A 20,271-nucleotide genomic window follows, 5' to 3' on the forward strand; every position below is an offset into this window, starting at 1 on the left:
GCCAACATTTCTACGCTTTTGCGGAGAGGGCGCTAAGCTCCTCCAGGTCCAGGTCGCGTTCCAGTTCCTGTAGCACATGCTCATCGATATCCCCCGCCCGGTGGAGACGGAGCAGTTCCGCGCGACCGGCTGCAATGGCTTCCAGCACCACATCGAAATGGGCGTGAAGTCGATCGGCATAATGGACTTCACGACCCGCATAATCGATCGTGAGTTCGGCCCGGCGCTGATAACGGGTCAGCAATTGCGGGTGGATCAGCGCGCCGTCCGCATCATAGGCAAGGGTTTCGACCCGCTTGGCCTGCGCCTGCGCCATAGCGGCTTCCGCCTCACTCATGCTGAGGCGCGGGCGCTCATGTTCGGCCTCGCTGGGATCGGCCCAGCGAATGAGCAGGTTCAGCGTGGTGCCCTGGATCAGGACCGTGCCCAATATGACGCCGAAAGCGGCCACCAGCATGAAATCGCGGCCTGGAAAATCCTCCGGCACGCTGAGCGCCACCGCCAGCGTCACCACGCCGCGCATTCCCGCCCAGCTCAGGACCGTGGCGCGGGCCGCGCCCAGCGGAGCGCGATGGGGCAGGCCGATGGCGCGGAGCAGGCGGAGAAGGGCGTCCGATCCGAACACCCAGGCGAAGCGCGCGAGTGTCAGCGTCAACAGGATCAACAGCACCGGCACGGCCATATCGTCCAGCACCACGCCGAAGCCGCCGACACGCTCCACCACGCCACGCAGGGATGATCCGATCAACATGAAGACGGTCGCCTCCATCAGGAAGATCATCACTGCCCAGAAAGAGGTGCCGCGCATCCGCACGGCGGCGGAAAAGACGACATGCTGATACCAGCCGGAAATGAGGCCGGCGGTGACGGTGGCGATCACGCCGGAGACATGTATGGTTTCGCCGAGCAGATAGGCTGACCAGGGTACGAGTATCGACGAAGTGATCATCAGATATTTGTCGCCGAGGTGGCGGACGAGCAGCACCCAGGCCGCGCCGATGGCTGTGCCGACCAGCAGTCCGCCGATCAGAAGGCCGAGGAAGCTGCCCAGGGCGTCGACCGCGCTGAACGTGCCGGTCAGTCCGGCCGCTATGGCGAAGCGGAACAGCACAAGGCCGGCCGCGTCGTTGAGCAGGCTTTCGCCCTCCAGCAGAATCGACAGACGGCGTGGCAATTTCACCCGTTGTAATACGGCCCGCGCCGATATGGCGTCGGGCGGCGAGACGATGGCGCCTAGCGCAGCGCAGGCCGCCCAGGGGAGCGAGGGCATCAACATATGCACGACGACCGCCACGACCAGGGTGGTGAACAGCACCGCGCCCACCGCGAGCGACAGGATGCCGAGCAGATGCCGCTTCAGATGGCCGAGTGCGATGAACCATGCGCCGTCCATCAGCAGCGGTGGCAGGAAGATGACCAGCACCAGTTCCGGGTCCAGCGAAATGACCGGCAGGCCAGGCAGGAAGGCGAGCAATGCGCCGCCGGCCAACAGCGCGACCGCGGGCGGTAGCCGCAGCCGGTCTGCGGCATAATGGAGCGCGATGATGGCCAGCAGCATCGCCACGAGAAGTTCGAAATATTGCGCTGGATGCATTGGACCGCTCTGGATAACGCCTGTGCAACGAAGTCTAGCGCCGGGCATTCGCCTGTCCAGCGCGATAAAGGGGGGAGGCGTATCGACACGGAGAGCAAGATGAGCCAGAGAATGGCGTGTGCCGACCCATCGGAGATCCAATATGTCCCCCCATTTCAATATGCTGCGCTCACTGGCCTGTGCCGGGTTGCTATCCACATCCGCCATGGCGCTCGCCGCGCCGAGCGCTGCCCCGATATTCGATGTCTCCCGCATCGTGAACGACATCAAGACATTGGCGAGTGACGAATTTGAAGGGCGCGGCCCGGCGACCCGGGCTGAAGGCAAGACGATCGACTATATTGCCGCACAGATGAAGGCCGCCGGTCTGCGTCCCGCCGGCGATAAGGGCGGCTGGTTCCAGGACGTGCCGCTGCGCATGTCGGACATCATCGGCACGCCGACCCTGTCGATGAATATCGCTGGCGTCAGCCAGGCGTTGACTCAGGGCAGCGACATCGCCGTGCGTGCCGCCGAGACGGGCCAACCAGCTGTACGCTTCGCTGATCTGCCGTTGGTCTTCGTCGGTTATGGCGTCACGGCGCCCGAGCGTGGCTGGGACGATTTCAAAGGGGTCGACCTGAAGGGCAAGATCATGGTCGTGCTGGTCAACGACCCGGATTTCGAGGGCGGCGAGGGGGATTTCGGCGGCAAGCTGATGACCTATTATGGCCGCTGGACCTATAAATATGAGGAAGCCGCGCGGCAGGGGGCGGCCGGCGTGCTGGTGGTGCATGAAAGCGAACCCGCATCCTATGGCTGGGCGACGGTCAAGAACAGCAACACCAACACGATGTTCGACATCGTTCGCGCCGATCCCAAGGCGGCGCATACGCAGATGGAAGGGTGGATTCAGAAAGACCTGGCCACCAAGCTGCTGGCCGCGTCGGGCGTGGATTTCGCGGCGGCCAAGGCCGCCGCGCGAAGGAAGGATTTCAAGCCCATCCCCTTGAAGGCGACGATGAGCGCCGACTATGCGGTGAAGTCGGAAATCATCACCTCGCACAATGTCGCGGGACTGGCGCCGGGCAGCAAATATCCGACCGAGACGGTGATCTATTCGGCGCATTGGGACCATCTGGGTATTGGCGCGCCGGACGCGAAGGGCGACACCATCTATAATGGCGCGCGCGACAATGCGTCGGGTACTGCCGCTCTGCTGGAACTGGCGCGCGCCTATGCCAAGGGGCCGAAGCCTGAACGCAGCGTGCTGTTCCTGGCTGTCACGGCGGAGGAGAAGGGCCTGCTGGGGTCCGAATATTATGCCGACAATCCGCTGCGTCCGCTGGCGACAACGGCGGGCGTGGTCAACATGGACGGGCCGTTCGGGGTCGAGAAGACCACCAATTTCAGCATTTCAGGCGCGGCTAAACTGGACCTTCTGACGACCCTGACGGAGGAAGGGGAGAAGCTGGGTCGGCATTATACGCCCGACGCGCGGCCCGAGGCGGGGAGCTTCTATCGTTCCGATCATTTCCCCATGGCCAAGCGCGGCGTGCCGGCCATTTCCTTCAATCCGGGGCGGGAACTGGTGAATGGTGGCGAGGCGCGCGGCAAGGAACTGGGTGATATCTATACACGCGATCGCTATCACCAACCCGCCGATCAATTTGACGATAGCTGGAACACGGACAGTTGGGAGGGCGACATGACCCTGCTCTACAATGTCGGGCGTCGGGTTGCCGACAGCCATGGCTGGCCGAACTGGTCCGCCGACAGCGAGTTCCGTGCCGTGCGTGACGCCAGCGCGGCCCAGCGCAAGTAAGAGATGGCAGACGGTGCTCGCCAGCTGGCGCGAGCACTGCTATTAGCGCGACCGGCGTATCGGGCGGATGGCGAAGGCGCCCAGCAGCGCGAAGATGGCGCCAATGAAATAGATGGCGGCATAATTTTTGCCGCTAGTGCTGCCGATGACCAGGATAATAGGTGCGATTGCGGGCGCCAGCGATTGGGGCAGGGAATTGGCGATCTGGAACACGCCCATATCCTTGGCGCGGTCCTTCTCGCTGGGCAGGATGGCTGCGAGCAGCGCGAGGTCGACGGCGAAATACAGGCCCTTGCCGATCCCGGCGATCGCCACGCCGACCAGGAATTGCGGGACTGAGGGCGCCAGTGCAATGGTCAGGAATCCGGCCCCTTCCATCACCGCAGCCAGGAAGACGAGCGGCTTGCGTCGGCCGGTCCAGTCGGTAATGAAACCGCCGATCAGCGATATTGCGATGGTGGCGGTGGCGATGATCGCCATGGACTTCACCATCACCTGGGTCGCGTCGGATTTGGCGAGCGACAATTGGTCGGTCAGGAAGAAAAGCTGATAGGTCAGCAGAAACGACCAGGCCATCATGATGAGGAAGCGGCTGCCAAAGGCCCAGCTAAAGTCCCAGTCGCGAAACGGCGCCATAATGGCGCGCAGCATGTCGCCTGGCTTCATCGGCTTGTCATCCCGACCGGCGGGACGATCGGGCAGGATCAGGCAGAGCGTACCGATGCTGAGAACCGTGATCGCGAAGGGGGCCAGGAACATCAACAGGTTGGACGACTGGGTATATTGGGTGATCCAGCTACCTGCGAAGGTGCCTGCGGTCGATGTCATGCCCAACAACCCGGCGACCCGCCCCTGCAACCGTACCGGGATGATATCGGGCAGGATGGGCAGGCTGGCGGCCTGCATCGCGTTGAAGCCCGCCTGACAGATGATCCAGCCGATGCCCAGTATAAGCAGGTTGGGCGCGGCGCCCAGGATGGCCAGTCCCGTGCCGCTGACCAGCATCCCGCCCAGCAGCCAGGGTCGCCGCCTGCCGAAACGACTGCGCGTCCGGTCGGAGAGGGCGCCACAAATCGGCGTCACCACCAGCGCGACAAAGCCGCCGATGGCGAGGATGATCCCCAGCCAGCGTCCTTTTTCCGCCTCCGTCGCGATCTCGCCGACGCGCAACGCGATGGTCATCACCACCGGCGTCAGCAACGCGATCCAGATACCGAACTGCGCCAGCACATAGATGGCGATGAACGTGATTGAGACGTGCGGGCGGGCCGTTTCGTCGGCAGGCTGCCAGGCTTTCATGGAAGGATCTCCGAACCCTGACCGGCTGCTGGCCGGTCAGGGGTGATAGGGTTTGTTGGCGGCGTCTGCCTTGGCCTTGGCGGGGCTGTCGGCAAACAGATCGTTCATCTTGGACGGCAGGTTCGGCTGCACATACCATTCGGCCGGGAAATCGGCGGCGTGCGGACCGTTTATGTTGCGATGGACCAGACCGGAACTGGTCTTGCGCGTATAGGGCACGACATGCTCGCCCTTGTCGTTGGCCATCTGGTCGAACAGAGCCTTGCGCAGCACGATCTTGGTATCCAGCCATTTGGGATCGTCGATCAGATTGTGCATCTCGTCCGGGTCGCTCTTGAGGTCATAGAGTTCCTCCAGATCCCAGACGCCATGATATTGGATATATTTCACCCGGTCGCGTTCGATGGCGAAGGTCGTCGGCGTCTGGGGGAAGCTCCATTCCCAATAATATTCATAGATGAAATCACCGGGCTTCCACGTCTTTTCGTCCATCTTGCCTTCGGCGACGGGCAGGAAACTCTTACCCTCCATCTGCCTGGGTTCGGCGATATGGGCGACGTCCAGGAAGGTAGGGGCCAAATCCAGATTACGCACGACCGTCGGATTGGTGACGCCCTTGGGCAACATGCCCGGCGCCCAGACGATCATCGGCACCCGGACCGAGGGTTCATAGGCGTTGCGCTTGTCGATCAGCCCATGGTCGCCGATCAGGAAGCCATTGTCGGAATAGAAGACGACCATCGTATTCCGGTCGAGATGGTTCGTCTTGAGATACGCCATGATGCGACCCAGGCTCTCATCGACGGGGCTCAGCGTGCGATAATAATCGCGCACCTGTTCCTTCATCGGATTGTCGGTGTGATAGGGAAAATCCGCCCCGTGCCAGCTATTGCGCTGGTTACGCACCCACATTGGCTTGCCTGCGTTGTTTTCCGGCGTGTTCGCCATGCTGGCGGGCAATTTGATGTCCAGGTCGCTATATTGCGTCTTATAGCGGTCGGGTGGCAGCGGGTCGCTATGGACTGCCTTGTGGCTCAGATAGAGGAAGAAGGGCTTGGACTTGTCGCGCCCCTTTTCCAGCCAGTCCATCGCATAGTCGGTTAGTTCGTCGGTGATATAGCCGGTGCGTTTCACTTCACGGCCATCGACGTTCAGCATCTGCCGCTCGCCCGCCGCGATCTTGTCCGGGGAAAGCTGCTCGGTCGGGAAATAGGTACCCTGTCCCTTGAAGCTCACCCATTTGTCGAAGCCCGCGCGCGGCGCATCGGTGTCGAAGCCCATATGCCATTTGCCGAAGAAGCCGGTCTGATAGCCTGCCTGCTGGAGATAGGAGGGGAAGAAGACCAGGCCTTCTTCGGAACTGTTGTTGTTATCGACCACGCCATGGTTGCGCGTGCTTTGCCCGGTCAGGATGGTGGCGCGGCTGGGCGAGCAGAGCGACGAGGTGACGACCGCGTTGGGGAAATAGACGCCATTCTTCGCCAACGCGTTGATATTGGGTGTCTTGAGGCCCGGCGTCAGAAAGCCCATCGCATCATAGCGAAGATCGTCCACCAGCACGAAAATCATGTTGGGCCGCTGTGGCGCGGCCGGCTGCGCCGGTTTCGCGAAGGCGCCTGGACCGAGCAGGACACAGGCGGTCATGGCTGCGGCGCGCATCAGCCGGCGAGCGGTGGTCATGGGCGAAGATTCCTTTCCGTCTCGGGCGGGCGATGAAGTCGGCCGGGGCGCACTTACCATTGTAACTGCTCCATTCCGCAAAAGGCGTCTACCGGGCTGACCCCGGTAAACGGTTGATCCCCCAGCAACCGTTCCACCAGGGCAAGCTGGATGCCAGGCAGCGAGGCATAGGCATTGATGTAGCTTGCGACATTGGGTGCGTCGTACAGATAATAGGGCTGGCCGAAGGAGATGAGCAGGGTCGGAATCTCGCAATTGAACTGAATCATGGCGTTGCGTGGGCTGGCGTGCAGCTTGGCGAAATCCAGGAATATATGGCTGAGACCCGGCGTCGCTTCCTGCCCGATGAGATAGAGGATCAGGTCGGTGTCCGCGGGGGTTGGCATCGCCGTGGGAGCGAAGGCGCGCACTTCGAAGCCGCGCGCCTCCAGGGCAGCGCGCATCGGCGCAAAGCTGCGCTCCGGCGCGCCGGAGAAGAAGCTCTCGCCTTCATCCGCGAGAATGACGATCCGGCGGTGCCGTGCGGGATCAATCGGCAATAGCGCCTGACGGTCCTTGACCAGGGTGATGCTCTGGCCCAGCGCTCGCGCGGCTGTGTCGAGATGTTCGGGCCGGCGCAACTGGGCGCGCAACGTGTCGATCGGGGGAAGCCGTTCCTCCGATGTCTTTCGATGCAGGCCCAGCGCCGCCTTGAAAGAGAGGCATCGCGTGACCGCGTCATGCAGCCTGCGTTCCGATAGCCGGCCCGATCGCAGGCCATCCAGCATCAGCGCCATGTCGCTCGCAGGATCACGGCTGAACAGGAAGATGTCGCAGCCATTCTCTATCACGGCCGGAACTGCCTCGGCCCGGTCCATCCAACTGGTCAGCCCGCCCATCACCGTGGCGTCCGACACGATCAACCCCTGAAAGCCGAGTTGCCCGCGCAGCAGTTCCTCGTTGAGCAGGCGCGACACCGATGCCGGCTCGAACGCTTGCCGGCCCGCGTCAGGGAAGCGTGACCGGATATAGGCCGGCAGGGCGATATGTGCGGACATGATGGTCATGATGCCATCGTCGATCAGCGTGCCGAAGATATGGCCGAAAGTCTCTTCCCATTCAGCCATCTCCATATCGTTGACGCTGGTCGCGAGATGCTGATCGCGATCGTCCAGCCCGTCGCCCGGCCAATGTTTGGCGGAGGCGGCGATGCCTTCGGCCTGGAGGGCGCGAACATAGGCGCGCGCCTGTTCGAGGATATGCTTGGGATCTGATCCATAGGATCGCGTGCCGACGACCGCATTGCGGAAAGCGCGGTTGATATCGACGACGGGCGTGAAGGACCAGTTGTAGCCGAGGGCACGGCTTTCCCGCGCCACGATCCGCGCCAGCTCCGCGCTCAGGGCGATGTCGTCGCAGGCAGCGGTGCCCATCTGGTTGGGAATGGCGGTGGTGAAGGGGGGAGTGACCGTCCCGCCCTCAATATCGCCGGACAGGATTAGCGGCACCTCCGCCCGATCCAATGCGTATCGGGTCGCGGCCCAGGCGGCATCCAGATCATGCGTTGGAAAACGATGAATGCCACCAGGCGCATGGACGGAAAGTTCGTCCACTTCCGCCAGCGTATCATGCCGCGCGGACAGGACGAACAATTGCGCGATTTGGGCTTCGATGGACAGGCTGTCGCGGGTGCGCTCGACCCAGGCCCGGTCATGGGGCGACAGGTCGAGGGGGCTTTTGCGTGTCTGCGCGTGGGGTGAGGAATTTACGATGACGGAGGTCATTTCGGCGTATCAGCGAAGGCGTCATCGTAGCGTGCGCGCTTGGCGAAAATTTCGGGCGGTTCGGCGAGCGGCGGCGTGCTGTACTTGCGCGCCTCCCGCCACCAGAGCGTCTTCATTTCCTCCAGCTTCGCAGGATAGCGGGAGGCGAGATCGGTGCTTTCGGAATAGTCTTTGGACAGGTCGAACAATTCCCATTTGTCCTTCGCGAAATCAGTTCCGTATTTATGCATCGCAACAGCGCGCCAGTGGCCGGACGTAATGGCGCGCTGGCCGCGCAGCTCGAAATATTGCACCGAACGAGTCCTGGCCGCAGGATCGCGGAAGGTGGCGCGGATCGATTGGCCGGCCACCCGGATCTGGGCGACGCCATCGACCGTCCTGGCGAAGCTGGTTCCGGCCGCATCCAGCAATGTGGGCGCCAGATCGATCGGATCGACAAATTGCGTCCGCACCGCGCCGCCGTCGCGGATCATAGATGGCCAGGACACGATCAGCGGCGTCCGCACGCCACCGGCATAGGGCCAGACCTTGTAACGGCGCAGCGGTGTGTCACCGGCCCAGGCCCAAGGGCGGGGATATTCGGGCTGCACCTTGTCGGTGCCGATATCATCAATCCGCGCCCGTTGCTGGGCGAAGCTCAGCTTGTTGGGGCGGTACATTTTCTCGAAACTACCCTCCTGCCCAGCCTCGGACGCCGCGCCATTGTCGGAGATCAGCATGATGATCGTATTGTCGTACAGGCCGGTGTTCTTCAGTCGCTGGACAACCCGGCCAATCTGTTCGTCGGCATGTTCCAGGAAGCCGGCATAGGTCGCCATGTAGCGGGCGAAGACGATCTTTTCGTCCTCGCTCAGCGCTTCCCAGGGGCGGTCGGCGGCGGCGCGGTCGGTCAGGAAGGTGCCGGGCGGAATGATGCCGCTCTTCTGCATCCGCGCGAAGCGCTCGGCGCGGATGGCGTCCCAGCCCTTTTCATAGACGCCACGATAGCGATCGATATAGGCGCGCGGCACCTGCAACGGCGCATGGCCCGCGCCCATCGCGAAATAGAGGAAAAAGGGCTTGCCCGCTGCATCGTCGATATCGGCGATGGCGTGATCCGCCATGTCGGCGGAGAAATGATAGCCTGGCTTGTCCGGCTTGGGCAGCACTTGGTTCCCGTCGATCAGGTCGGGATGATATTGGTCTGTCCAGCCCAGATAGAAGCCGTAGAAGCGGTCGAATCCGCGCTGGAGCGGCCAGGAAGCGTTGTTGCCGGGCGACCCGTCCTCGAATTCGGGGCCGAGATGCCATTTGCCCACGCCATAGGTGCGATATCCCGCCGCTTTCAGCGCTTGCGGCAGCAATTGGGCATTGGCAGGCAGTTCACCCCGATCGCGGCTGAGGTCGTTGGTACGGCTGTTGGTCGGCAGATCCGCCATCCGCACCGTCTGGTTATTGCGCCCCGTCAACAGCGCTGCGCGCGTCGCGGTGCAGATCGCCTTGCTGTCGAAGCGATTGTAGCGCAGCCCGCCTGCCGCCAGAGCGTCGATATTGGGCGTACGGATTTCGGAGCCGAAGGCGCCCAGGTCGGAAAAGCCCACATCGTCGAGGACAATCAGAACGATGTTTGGCTTGGGTGGAGGAGAGGGCTTTGGCGCGGCGCTGGCGCTCGATAGGCCCATCGCCGCCGTCAGCATCGAGGCCGCCATCAAGAAACGCTTCTTCATTCCTTCTGCTCCTCCGGCAACAAGATAGAGGCGCGACGGTCGAGACCGCCGCGCCCTGCGATTAGAACTTCACGCCGAGGGTGGCGCCGAAATAGCGATCCGCGTCCTTGTTGAAGGTGCCGACCAGATCATAATTGCCGCCCAGGAAGGAGCTGTGGCCGATGCTGGTCAGATAGTTTTCGTTGAACAGGTTCTTGACGAACAGGGTCAGGCTGTAGCGGCCATCAATCTGCTTCAGGCCGATGCTGGCGTCGACCAGCGTGTAAGCGGGCTGTTCCAGCAGCGGATCCTGCTCGACCGAGAAGTTCATCCTGCTCTGGAAGTTGACGCCCACTTGCGCGAAACCGGCCAGGTTGGTGCCCGGAATGTCCGCTTCATAGCGCGGCGCGATGCTGATGCGCCATTTCGGGCTGACGGGCAGGGTTGCGCCGCGCAAATTCTGGGTCGGCGTGGCCCCGGCGGCCGATCGATAACAGATATTGGTCGGTGTGCCCGACATCACCGGCGCTGCGGCGTTGAACTGCTGCGGGCAGTTGAGGCCGTCGATATCGATGCGGGCGTCCGAATAGGTGACTGCGCCGGTCAGGCTGAAATGATCGTCGGGGCGTACCGTCGCCTCGACTTCGAAACCCTTGGTACGCGACTTGCCGGCGTTGGTGGACACGAACTGGACCACGCCCGTATTGACGTCGGAACGGTTGGCCTGCACTTGCAGATTGGTGTAGTCCGCCAGGAACAGCGCGGTGTTGATGCTGAGGACGCCGTCCGCCGTGCGGCCCTTGAAGCCGATTTCATAGGCATTCACATGTTCCGGCTCCAGCACCCGCTGGTTGGCGAGGTCGGCCGAGATTTCCATCTCGTAACCCAGCCCCTTATAGCCACGGGTGTAGCTGCCATAAACCTGCGCGTTGCGGCTGAACTCATATTGCAGGCCCGCTTTGCCGGTGACGGCGGTGTCGTCGGCGGTGATCGATCCGCTGGTGGGCGCGTTGCCGGGGAAGATCACGTCGCCCGCGACGATCGGTGCGGTGCGGGTGCCGCTATTGGTGCCCTTTTCATATTGTACGCGCAAACCGCCGATCGCCTTCAGGCCGCCGATGATGCGATAGTCGAACTGACCGAAGGCAGAGATGCTGTCCTGCTTCAGGCGGATGTTGCTGGCGGCCGACTGCCAGACGATGTTGGTGGTGGCGCAGGGTTCGCCGAATGTGCCGGCGGTGCAGCGGGCGCGACGGCGGTCGAAGGGACGCTTGATGTCCGAATGCATGTAGAAGGCGCCAGCGACATAGTTGAAATCGCTATTGCCGTTATTGGCGATGCGCAGTTCCTGGCTGAAGGCGCTTAGATCCACGATGCCGTGATTCTGGCTGAAATAGGAATAGGTGGCGGTGCTGCCCACGAACAGCGGCACGGCGCTGTTGATGCGTTCAATCGGCTGGTTCACGTCCAGATGATAGGCCTGGTAGGCGGAGATGGAGGTGATGGACGCGCCGCCCAGATCCCAGTCGGCCTGCAACGAATAGGTTTGCTGATCGCTGTTGGAGTAGGTGACGCTTTCGTCGTTGATGGTGCGGTTCCGGCGGGTGGCGTTGATGGGGCCGACTAGCGACTGGAGATTCGGATTCTGTATCCCGATCCAGGTCGATGCACAGCAATCCGCATCGGTCTTGCGATATTCGGCCGCCAGCAGCAGGTTGAGATTGTCGGTGGCGTCCCATTCCAGCTTGCCGCGCACGCCCCAGGACTTGGAGCCATTGTCCCAGCCGCCGGTGGCGATGTTGCGGGCGACGCCGCGAACGTCATTGTAGAAGCCGGTGACGCGCGCACGCAGCGTGTCGCTGATCGGGCCGGACACGGTGCCGCGCACGCGATATTCGCCATGTTCGGCGATGGTCGCTTCGGCGCGGCCTTCAAAATCGCGAGAGGGGCGGGCGGTGGTGACGTTGACGACGCCGGCGGTCGCATTCTTGCCGAACAGCGTGCCCTGCGGGCCGCGCAGCACTTCGACCCGTTCGATATCGGCGAGGTCGATGAAGCCCTGGGTCTGGCGGACGGCGACCACGCCGTCGACGACGGTCGAGACGGAGGATTCGACGCCCTGGCCGAACAGGGCGGTGCCGATGCCGCGGATGCGGAAACTGCTGTTCGTCGGCGTTGCGCCCTGCTGGAAGGTCAGCGACGGCACGGCCTGCACCAGCGAGCTGCTGTCGTTGATCTGGCGATTGGCCAAGGTGTCGGCGGTCACGGCGGTCACGGCCAGCGGCACATCCTGCAGGCGTTCGGCACGCTTCTGCGCGGTGACGACGATGTCGGTGCTGCCCTGCGCGGCGCTGCTGTCGGTCAGTTGGTCCTGCGGCAGCGCGGTGTCGGCCTGGGCAAAGGCGATAGCTGGCGCCAAAGCGATGCCCATCGTGATCGCGGACATGCTGGCATGGCACAAAATGGCTTTGGAAATACGCATTCAATCCTCCCCTTTGGCGATCCCGTCCGCCTGTCGGGTCGGGTGGCCTTGCGATATTTTGCTGCGGCAATGGCAGCGGCCTCGCACTTTGGCAGTGCAATTGTAGCGCTAAATTCCCGACTCCCGCGCCAGAGTCAAGATCAAATTTGTAGCGCTAATATTTCTTGTGCCCGAATGTCGGGAAAGCCTCTTACCATTTGCCAGATACATGATTTGTAGCGATAAACATAATTTGGGGGTCCCGGCTATGGGAAAAGCGACGGGTGCTTGACCGGGACGACAGGAGGAAGAAGATGGCCCGTCCGGGTCGCCGCGCCAGCCAGGCGATAACCATTCAGACAGTGGCGGATCGCGCCGGCGTGTCCGCCATGACCGTGTCCAACGTGCTCAACAACAGCCTTAAAGTGCGAGAGACCACGCGCGAACGGGTGATGGTGGCCATCCGCGAACTCAACTATACGCCCAATCTGGCGGCGCGATCGCTGGCAAGCGCCGCGACGACCCGGATCGGCCTGCTTCATCGCAATATCGAAAATGCCTTTTTGAGTTCCATTCTGGTGGGTGCGCTGGATGCGACCAGCCAATTGGGCGCGCAATTGCTGCTGCGGCGGCTCGACGGTCCGGACCCCGTGGAAATAGAAAGGCAGATGCATGCGCTGGTGGACAATGGCGCCAACGCCATATTGATCGTCCCGCCTTATTGCGAAGTGGCAAGCCTGCATGGCCTGACCCGTGACTTCCCGGTTCCCGTGATCGCAATGTCTCCTGGCGATGATTTGCCGAACGAGCATTGTGTACGGATCGACGATCGCGGCGCGGCGCGGGACATGACGGCCCATCTGATCGGCCTTGGGCATCGCGACATCGGTTTCATTCGCGGCGGTCGTGGGCACCTGATCCATCGTAGCCGGTGTGACGGTTACAAGATCGCTTTGGAAGAGGCGGGCATTCCGGTCTGCCCCGACCTGATCGCGGATGGCGATATGAGCTTTGAATCCGGTCTTGCCGCTGGTGAGCAGTTGCTGGCCCTGGAGCGGCGGCCCACCGCCATCTTCGCCAGCAATGACGACATGGCTGCGGCCGTTGTTTCGCTTGCCCATCGCAAGGGATTGGATGTCCCCGGCGATGTTTCGGTGGTGGGTTTCGACGATACGCCGATCGCGGTGAAGATCTGGCCGACCTTGACGACGGTGCGGCATCCGGGCGCGAAGATTTCGGCAGAAGCGGCTGCGCGCGCTGTTGCCCTGGCGCGCGCGGGGTCTGGACCGGTCGACCGGATCAACATCTATCTCGAACATGAAATCATCATCCGCGAATCCGTTGCTCGGATAAGCGACTGAAGTGTGCGTCTGGAGCGGTACCGGCGCGGTCGCGAAACAGATTATGCAAACGATTGCCTAACCTGTTTCCAGCCTCTATGCTGCGCGAGTCCGGAAAAGCGAAGAAACCGGTCATGGTGGAGGAGAGGTTCACGATATGCGGGATGTAGCCGGCAAGCCCAAGATGCGCCTTCGGCATATCGTCGAGATGAATCTCGGCTTTTTCGGCATCCAGTTTTCCTTCGGCCTGCAACAGGCAAATATGGGACCGATCTATCGATATCTGGGCGCTGACGAGGCGCATTTGCCTCTGCTCTGGCTGGCCGGGCCAGTCACCGGCTTGCTGGTCCAGCCGATTGTCGGGGCGCTGAGCGATCGCACGGTCAGCCGCTGGGGGCGGCGCACGCCCTATTTTCTGATCGGCGCGGTACTATGCAGCCTCGGCCTGCTGCTCATGCCCTACAGCCCGACGCTTTGGTTCGCCGCCAGCCTGCTCTGGATGTTGGATGCGGCCAACAATATCACCATGGAGCCTTATCGCGCCTATGTCAGCGACCGATTGAATGAGGGTCAGCGATCGCTGGGTTTCCTGACGCAAAGCGCCTTTACGGGCCTCGCCCAGACCCTGTCCTATCTTGCTCCATCGCTGCTCGTCTGGTGGGGCTTCAGTGCCGATCTGGTCGATGCGAACGGCATTCCGGACATCACCCGTATTGCCTTCCTCGTCGGCGCGGTGATTTCCATTTCCACGATCCTTTGGTCGGTGTTGCGCGTGCCCGAATTGCCGCTTTCACCCGAAGAAATTACGCGGATGCAGACTGATCGGCTTTCGGCCCGCACCGCATTGCGCGATTTTGTGGCGGCGGTGCGCGAAATGCCGGTCGTCATGCGCCAGCTTACCCTGTCGATGCTGCTGCAATGGTTCGCGATGTTCGCTTATTGGCAGTTTATCAGTTTCGCGCTGGCACGGACCTTGTTCGGCACTGCCGATCCCACCAGCAGCGGCTTTCGCCAGGCGGTGCTGCTCACGGGTCAGGCGGGTGCGCTCTATAATGCCATAGCCTGCCTGTCCGCTTTCGCGATGGTGCCGCTCAGCCGGCGCATCGGCTCCCGTTCTATCCATGCCTGCGCGGTCGCATTGTCCGGTGCGGCGATGCTGGCCATCCCCGGTACGACCAGCCACGGGCAGCTTTTCCTGCTCATGATCGGCATTGGTGTCGGCTGGGCCAGCATGATGGGCAATCCCTATGTCATGCTGGCCAATGCCATCCCGCCGGAACGTACGGGTGTCTATATGGGCATCTTCAACATGTTCATCGTCATCCCGATGCTGTTGGAAACGTTGATCATACCCGTCATCTATCGTCCGCTGCTGGGTGGCGACCCGCGCAACATTCTGACCATGGCGGGCGTGATGATGATCGCGGCCGGTGCGGCCACACTGATTGTTCGCGGCCGTGGTCGTCCGGCTTGAAGGCTGGTGGATTGTCCGTAGAAGGGAGGCATGACGGATCATCAAGACGGCCCAGTGAAAAGCATTACCGACCTCGCGCGGATTGCGGGTGTTTCGGTGTCGACCGTATCGCGCGCACTGACGTCGAAGGGCGCGCTCAATAAGGATACACGTCGGCGTATCCAGGAACTGGCCGCCCATCATGGTTTTCAGCTCAATGTCGCGGCGCAGAATCTGCGGCTGGGGCGTACGGGCGCGATCGCGGTTCTTTTGCCGCTAGGGCATGAGCGCGGTCAGCATCTGTCCGATCCTTTCTTCATGGCGATGCTCGGTTTCCTTGCGGATGAACTGACCGAGCGCGGTTATGACCTGCTCCTGTCGCGCGTGCTGCCGGCCGGGGACGATTGGCTCGACAATTTCATTCGCGCGGGGCGCGTCGACGGGGTCATCATTATCGGCCAGTCGGACCAGGGTGCCGTGCTGGATCGCACGGCGGAGCATTATAACCCGCTGGTTATCTGGGGCGCCCATGCGCCGCGCAACCGCTATCTGACCGTCGGCACCGACAATGAGGAAGGCGGCCGGCTGGCGGCCCGGCATCTGCTGGAACGAGGGCGGGGACGCTTGGCCTTTTTCGGCAATGTCGCCGTGCCGGAATTTGCGGCTCGCTACGAAGGATTTCTCGACGCGCTGCCAATAGGCGCGCGGGATCGGGTTGAATTGGTTCATGCCCATGTCACGCCAGAGGCGAGCCACCGCGTCGCGGCAGATTATTTCGCTGCCGGCCATCGTCCAGACGGGATTTTCGCCGCGTCCGACGTGACGGCCATGAGCGTGATCGCCGCCGCGGCCGAGCAGGATATCCGCGTTCCTGACCAGCTTTCGGTCGTGGGTTTCGACGATGTGCCGCTGGCGCAGCTATCCAATCCACCGCTGACGACCGTGCGTCAGGATATCCAACGCGGCGCGGCGCTATTGGTCGATCTGCTGTGCAAGCGGCTGTCGGGGGAGCGGCCGGAATCGATTCAGATCGCGCCGGAAATCGTCCGGCGGGAATCGAGCTGATCGTCCGATATCGATCTTGGCGATACGATATACCAGGTTGCGTAGAGAATGATCCATCGAGATCAATTGGTTACTGTTCCCCGGCGAAGGCCGGGGTCCAGTTCCACGGTTCGAACTGGACCCCGGCCTTCGCCGGGGAACAGGTCTGAATGTATCTTGGTATAAGAGGCCAGGTTCCTCGACAACCGGGCCTCTATTTATCCGGACGGGCCGTTCCTAAAGTGAGGAAGAAGAAACGGCTCCCGACTGGGATCAGAAATTATAGCGCAGCGATGCCGTCACCGTTCGACCATAGACCGCGCTATTCTGGAAGATGCCGCTTGTCGCGTTGATCGGCAGGAGCAAGCCACCACCACGATAGCCCAGCGTGTCGAAGATATTATTGGCGTTGAGGCCCAGTTCCAGATTCTCCACCGGGCGCAGTTTGACGAAACCGTTGAAGAAGGTGGTGCCGCGCACGCTATAGAGGTTGAAGTCGTCGATCGGCGCATTCGTTTGGCCGCTCGCTGACACGCCGACCGCAAACAGACCGGCGTCATAGGAAGGAGAGATCAGGTAGGTAAGCTTGGGAATGCCGCCCGGACGATTGCCCGCCAGCTCGGCTGTCGAGCTGTCCCTGATCTTGGGGTTCACCCAGGTCGCATCGACGGCCAGGTGGAAATTGTCGATGTTGAAACGGCCGGTAAATTCGATGCCCCAGGACCGGTAATCGTTCGAAATATTGGGATCGTTGTTCGGCGGCGGATTGTTGATCCGCGTAAAGTCATAGTTGTTTTCGGTGAGGGTCGACCGGAATCCGGTGATCTCCACCGAATAATTGCCCGACCCGCCGACATGACCGCGATGCTTCACCCCAATCTCCTGCTGGTTCAGGAAGTTGATGGCGGTGCTGGCGCCCTGGCTGTTGAGCGAGCCGTCGGCATTGAAGTTTCCGCCCAGCACGCGCCGGTCCGCGTTGAAACGACCGCCACGGCTCGCGCGGGCGAAGACGCTATTGTTGTTGTCGATCGCATAGAGCGCGCCGAACGACCAACTGGTATAGCTGCGCCTATAGTTGATCCGCTCGATCGGCCCGCCCGGCAGCATGGAGGGCAGGGTGGCGCTCCCCATTTCATCGCTGACGATATAGTCGGGGCCGGCCACGCCCGCCTGCGCCGTGCCTTCGCCCCGCACCCGATCGAAGCGAACGCTGGCGTCGATGTCGAACCCGCCGCCCGAATAATTGGCCGACAGGAAGGGCGCCTCGTCGGTATATTTAAGATCCACGCTGCGCGCGCAGCACGCCCCCCAATTATCGTTGAACCCTGCCTGTCCCGCCGCAGTCAGCTGGACGCCGGTGGTGGAGAAGAGGTTGAGCGGCGCAGCATTCTCCCCTTCCAGGGCGCTATACTGGCGATTGACGTGCCAGTCCTGGACGATGTTCTGGCTCATGTGGAACCAGCCCGCCTGCACTGTGACCTTGCCCGCGCCGATATCGAACTTGCCGGTCAGCGCCAGGTTGTTGGCGATGCTGCCCATGTCCTTCATCAGCGTGTTGATGTTCGGATTATTGTTCAGATAGGCACCACTATAGACCTGTCCCAGTTGCGGCCCGGCGGCGTATCGGATCGATCCGACGGTCTGGCCGTTCACCGTCGATCCCAGCACGCCGGCGGTGGACGCGACATTCAGGAATTGCGTCGCGAAACTGCCGCTCATGTCGGTGTAGCGAAAAACATTGTCGATGGTCAGCAGGTCGCTCAGTTCATAATGGAATTGGGCGCCGACCGACGTGACCTTGGGATGGATGCCGTTCATGTCGGCCGAGTTGAGCTGACCGTCGCGCGTCACATATTGGAACTGGCGGTTGTAGATCGAATAGGTTGATCCGTCGCGCGCGTCGAAGCCTGGCAACGGCTTGAAGTTGGTGATCTTGTTGCCGTCGATCGTCACCAGCGACGGCATGGTGGTGTTGGTCGGGGCGTGTTCGTCCAGACGCTTGAAGTTGAAGCGGATAAAGCCCTTGCCGTCGTCGAACTCCTTGGTCAGGTTCGCCTTCACCTGATAGCCGCGCAGGACATTGAAATCCTCATTTGTCGGCCCGCCGCCTTCGCGCGCATAGCCGCCGACATGAAAGCGCAGCGTGTCGCTGATCCGTCCGCCATAGTCGAAATCGATCCGCCTCTCGCGGAAGTTGACGCCCTTCGACAGGGCGATCGATCCGCCCTCCCTGTCGCCGGTCTTGCCGATATAGTTGACGACCGCACCGGGCGCCTGGCTGGCGAAGGTGGAAGCGGAACCGCCGCGCACTGCCTCCACCCGATCGACATTCTGGTCGAAGCGGAGCCAATAGTCATTATTGCCGAAATTGATGTCGCCGAACAGTGTGACGGGCAGGCCGTCCTCCTGCAACGCCACATATTCCGAACCGCCGGTCGAAACCGGGATGCCGCGCACGCCGATATTGGCGTTGCCGCCGGGGCCGGCGGTGTCCGACGGTGTCCGACGGCTGGAGGCCGGGGATGGAGCGCAGCACTTCCGCTTCGGAACGTGGCGTGAAATTCTGGATCGCGTCCTGGCTGACCTGGGACACGGAGATGGAGGACCGGAAGCGGGATTTGTCGCCAGCGGCGGCAGTGACGACGATATCCTCGCCACTGATGGGGGACTGATTTCCTGCTGCCTGCTGGACTTCGGCCGGGGCGGCGTCCTGCGCCTGGCCGGCCGTGGAAAGGCAAGCCATGGCCAAGGCGGCCGTAGAAATGCAGCTATGTGGAATGCGACTCTTCATCAACCCCTCCTGAAAAGGCCGCCGCGCGTCATCCGCGGTCGGTGAGGATGATGCATTAGGCGCTAAGGCAAACCTTTGCAAAAATTTTCAGCAAACGTTTGCAGATTTAATCCGGCCATGGGAAGGCGGGCGGCTGAACGACCCGCATTTCTTTCTTCATAGCTGTCCGTTTCGCTGTCTGTTTGATCCGCCAGTCCCGCAGGTCCAGCACTGGGATGACCGCGCCCGGAGGCGTGACGATCATGCTGCAATGCCGCCCCTGTCGCCGTCCAGCCAGAGCTGCGTGAAGGGCGCGAAGCTGCCGCCGAAGCGGCGTTCGGTCCCGACACCCCAGTCATCGACAAAGCTGGTGACGGAAAGGTCGGGCAAGATCATCCAGCTATAGGCCTGAGCAGGCGCCTCGCGCGGATTGGCGAAAACCAGCCCACTGCCATTGATTGGCCGCCAGGGGCCGGACACCCCCTCGCTGACCATGCCGTACAAGCCGGTAGGCCCGATCGCCGCTTCGGGATTGAAGACATGGCGTTGCGTCGACCAGAACAGATAATATAGGCCTTTGTGCTGGATGACATGCGGCCGTTCGAGTTCATTGTTGACACCGTCAGCCGACAGCAGCGGGCGCGCGATGGTCCAGTGATCGGGCTGATCAGCCGGGGCCGTAGCGACGCCGACAACTCCGTTGAAGGCGGATGCCGACCCTGCGAGCGATCCGGCGAAGAACAGATAATGGCGGCCATCGGTCGGGTCGCGGAAATAGGCCGGATCGCGAAAGGCCTTGATCGTGCCGATCTGCCCGCCGTCGGTCGTCGGCATGTAGAGCGCGGGTTGGGCGGGGATGACCTCTATGAGTTGGCCCCACTCCACCAGGCGGCCCTCTTTCGTCAACCGGGCACGGGCGCTGAACATGCGTTGTTCGAAGGTCAGTTCCGCTTCGTCCCGGCGGCCGGCAGCCGTGAAGTAGAGGATCACTTCGCCCACGGCTTCATCGAAAATAGCCGATCCCGACCATTCCCGGCTACCGGGAGAGAAACCGTCCGGCATGGCCGGACCCAGATGGTCCCAGCGATCGTCCGTCCGAAGGAAGAGGTGAATGCGCGCATGTTCGTGGCGTTCATCGGGATTGTCGAACCGAGGCGCCGCCAGCGCCATCCACAATTGAGCGCCACCATCGAGAAGAAGAGGCGCGCCATCGCGTTTCTGCACGGGCCAAGCATCCCATATATCGATGGAAGGGGATATGCGCACAAAGTCATCTGCGGCGATTAATGCCGAGGTGGACGGGTTCGTGGAAATTGCGCCGACATGCTCGGCAGTCCAGGATGTGAGCATATTCGGCGTCCTCTCTGCATGAGGAGGA

The 20,271-nt window shown here is 62.0% G+C and carries 13 protein-coding genes; 5 read left to right on the forward strand and 8 right to left on the reverse strand.

Annotated features, from left to right (window positions below; translation table 11 throughout):
• Positions 1 to 10: 10 nt before the first annotated feature.
• Complete coding sequence (locus MOK15_RS16560) at positions 11 to 1,558, reverse strand: Na+/H+ antiporter (protein ID WP_242933762.1); 1,548 nt, start codon at positions 1,556 to 1,558, stop codon at positions 11 to 13.
• A 178-nt stretch (positions 1,559 to 1,736) separates the two neighbouring features.
• Between MOK15_RS16560 and MOK15_RS16565 the strand changes: the two genes are divergently transcribed.
• Positions 1,737 to 3,398, forward strand: coding sequence for a M28 family metallopeptidase (locus MOK15_RS16565; protein ID WP_242932830.1), 1,662 nt, complete (start codon positions 1,737 to 1,739; stop codon positions 3,396 to 3,398).
• Positions 3,399 to 3,440: 42 nt separating this feature from the next.
• Here MOK15_RS16565 and MOK15_RS16570 read toward each other — a convergent pair whose 3' ends face one another.
• From MOK15_RS16570 to MOK15_RS16590, 5 genes are all read right to left on the reverse strand, one after another.
• Entirely contained in the window at positions 3,441 to 4,697 is a 1,257-nt protein-coding gene (locus tag MOK15_RS16570) for an MFS transporter (protein WP_242932831.1), read from the reverse strand.
• A gap of 36 nt (positions 4,698 to 4,733) precedes the next feature.
• A complete protein-coding gene (locus MOK15_RS16575; protein WP_242932832.1) occupies positions 4,734 to 6,377 on the reverse strand; it encodes a sulfatase in 1,644 nt (547 codons plus the stop codon).
• A gap of 53 nt (positions 6,378 to 6,430) precedes the next feature.
• Positions 6,431 to 8,140, reverse strand: a complete 1,710-nt coding sequence (locus tag MOK15_RS16580; RefSeq protein ID WP_242932833.1) for a glycoside hydrolase family 3 N-terminal domain-containing protein — start codon at positions 8,138 to 8,140, stop codon at positions 6,431 to 6,433.
• On the reverse strand, positions 8,137 to 9,846 hold the full coding sequence (locus tag MOK15_RS16585) for an arylsulfatase (protein ID WP_242932834.1): 1,710 nt from the start codon (positions 9,844 to 9,846) through the stop codon (positions 8,137 to 8,139). Before MOK15_RS16585 ends, MOK15_RS16580 begins: the two co-directional genes overlap by 4 nt.
• A gap of 61 nt (positions 9,847 to 9,907) precedes the next feature.
• Positions 9,908 to 12,307 carry a TonB-dependent receptor gene (locus MOK15_RS16590; RefSeq protein WP_242932835.1) on the reverse strand — a complete coding sequence of 800 codons (2,400 nt, stop codon included), beginning with the start codon at positions 12,305 to 12,307 and terminating at the stop codon, positions 9,908 to 9,910.
• 293 nt (positions 12,308 to 12,600) lie between these two features.
• Here MOK15_RS16590 and MOK15_RS16595 point away from each other — a divergent pair, with 293 nt between their 5' ends.
• From MOK15_RS16595 to MOK15_RS16605, 3 genes are all read left to right on the forward strand, one after another.
• Positions 12,601 to 13,647: a LacI family DNA-binding transcriptional regulator gene (locus MOK15_RS16595; RefSeq protein WP_242932836.1), complete on the forward strand. Its 1,047-nt coding sequence runs from the start codon at positions 12,601 to 12,603 to the stop codon at positions 13,645 to 13,647.
• A 136-nt stretch (positions 13,648 to 13,783) separates the two neighbouring features.
• A complete protein-coding gene (locus MOK15_RS16600) occupies positions 13,784 to 15,100 on the forward strand; it encodes an MFS transporter (protein WP_242932837.1) in 1,317 nt (438 codons plus the stop codon).
• A 30-nt stretch (positions 15,101 to 15,130) separates the two neighbouring features.
• A complete protein-coding gene (locus tag MOK15_RS16605; RefSeq protein ID WP_242932838.1) occupies positions 15,131 to 16,144 on the forward strand; it encodes a substrate-binding domain-containing protein in 1,014 nt (337 codons plus the stop codon).
• A gap of 252 nt (positions 16,145 to 16,396) precedes the next feature.
• On the opposite strand, the gene MOK15_RS16610 is transcribed toward MOK15_RS16605, so the two are convergent.
• Entirely contained in the window at positions 16,397 to 18,580 is a 2,184-nt protein-coding gene (locus MOK15_RS16610; protein ID WP_242932839.1) for a TonB-dependent receptor, read from the reverse strand.
• 65 nt (positions 18,581 to 18,645) lie between these two features.
• Here MOK15_RS16610 and MOK15_RS16615 point away from each other — a divergent pair, with 65 nt between their 5' ends.
• Complete coding sequence (locus tag MOK15_RS16615) at positions 18,646 to 18,795, forward strand: hypothetical protein (protein WP_242932840.1); 150 nt, start codon at positions 18,646 to 18,648, stop codon at positions 18,793 to 18,795.
• Positions 18,796 to 19,154: 359 nt separating this feature from the next.
• Here the strand turns inward: MOK15_RS16615 and MOK15_RS16620 are convergent, their stop codons facing one another.
• On the reverse strand, positions 19,155 to 20,243 hold the full coding sequence (locus tag MOK15_RS16620) for a glycoside hydrolase family 68 protein (RefSeq protein ID WP_242932841.1): 1,089 nt from the start codon (positions 20,241 to 20,243) through the stop codon (positions 19,155 to 19,157).
• Positions 20,244 to 20,271 lie beyond the last annotated feature (28 nt).

Origin of the sequence: Sphingobium sp. BYY-5, from assembly GCF_022758885.1 — a bacterium.
Taxonomy (GTDB): Bacteria; Pseudomonadota; Alphaproteobacteria; order Sphingomonadales; family Sphingomonadaceae; genus Sphingobium.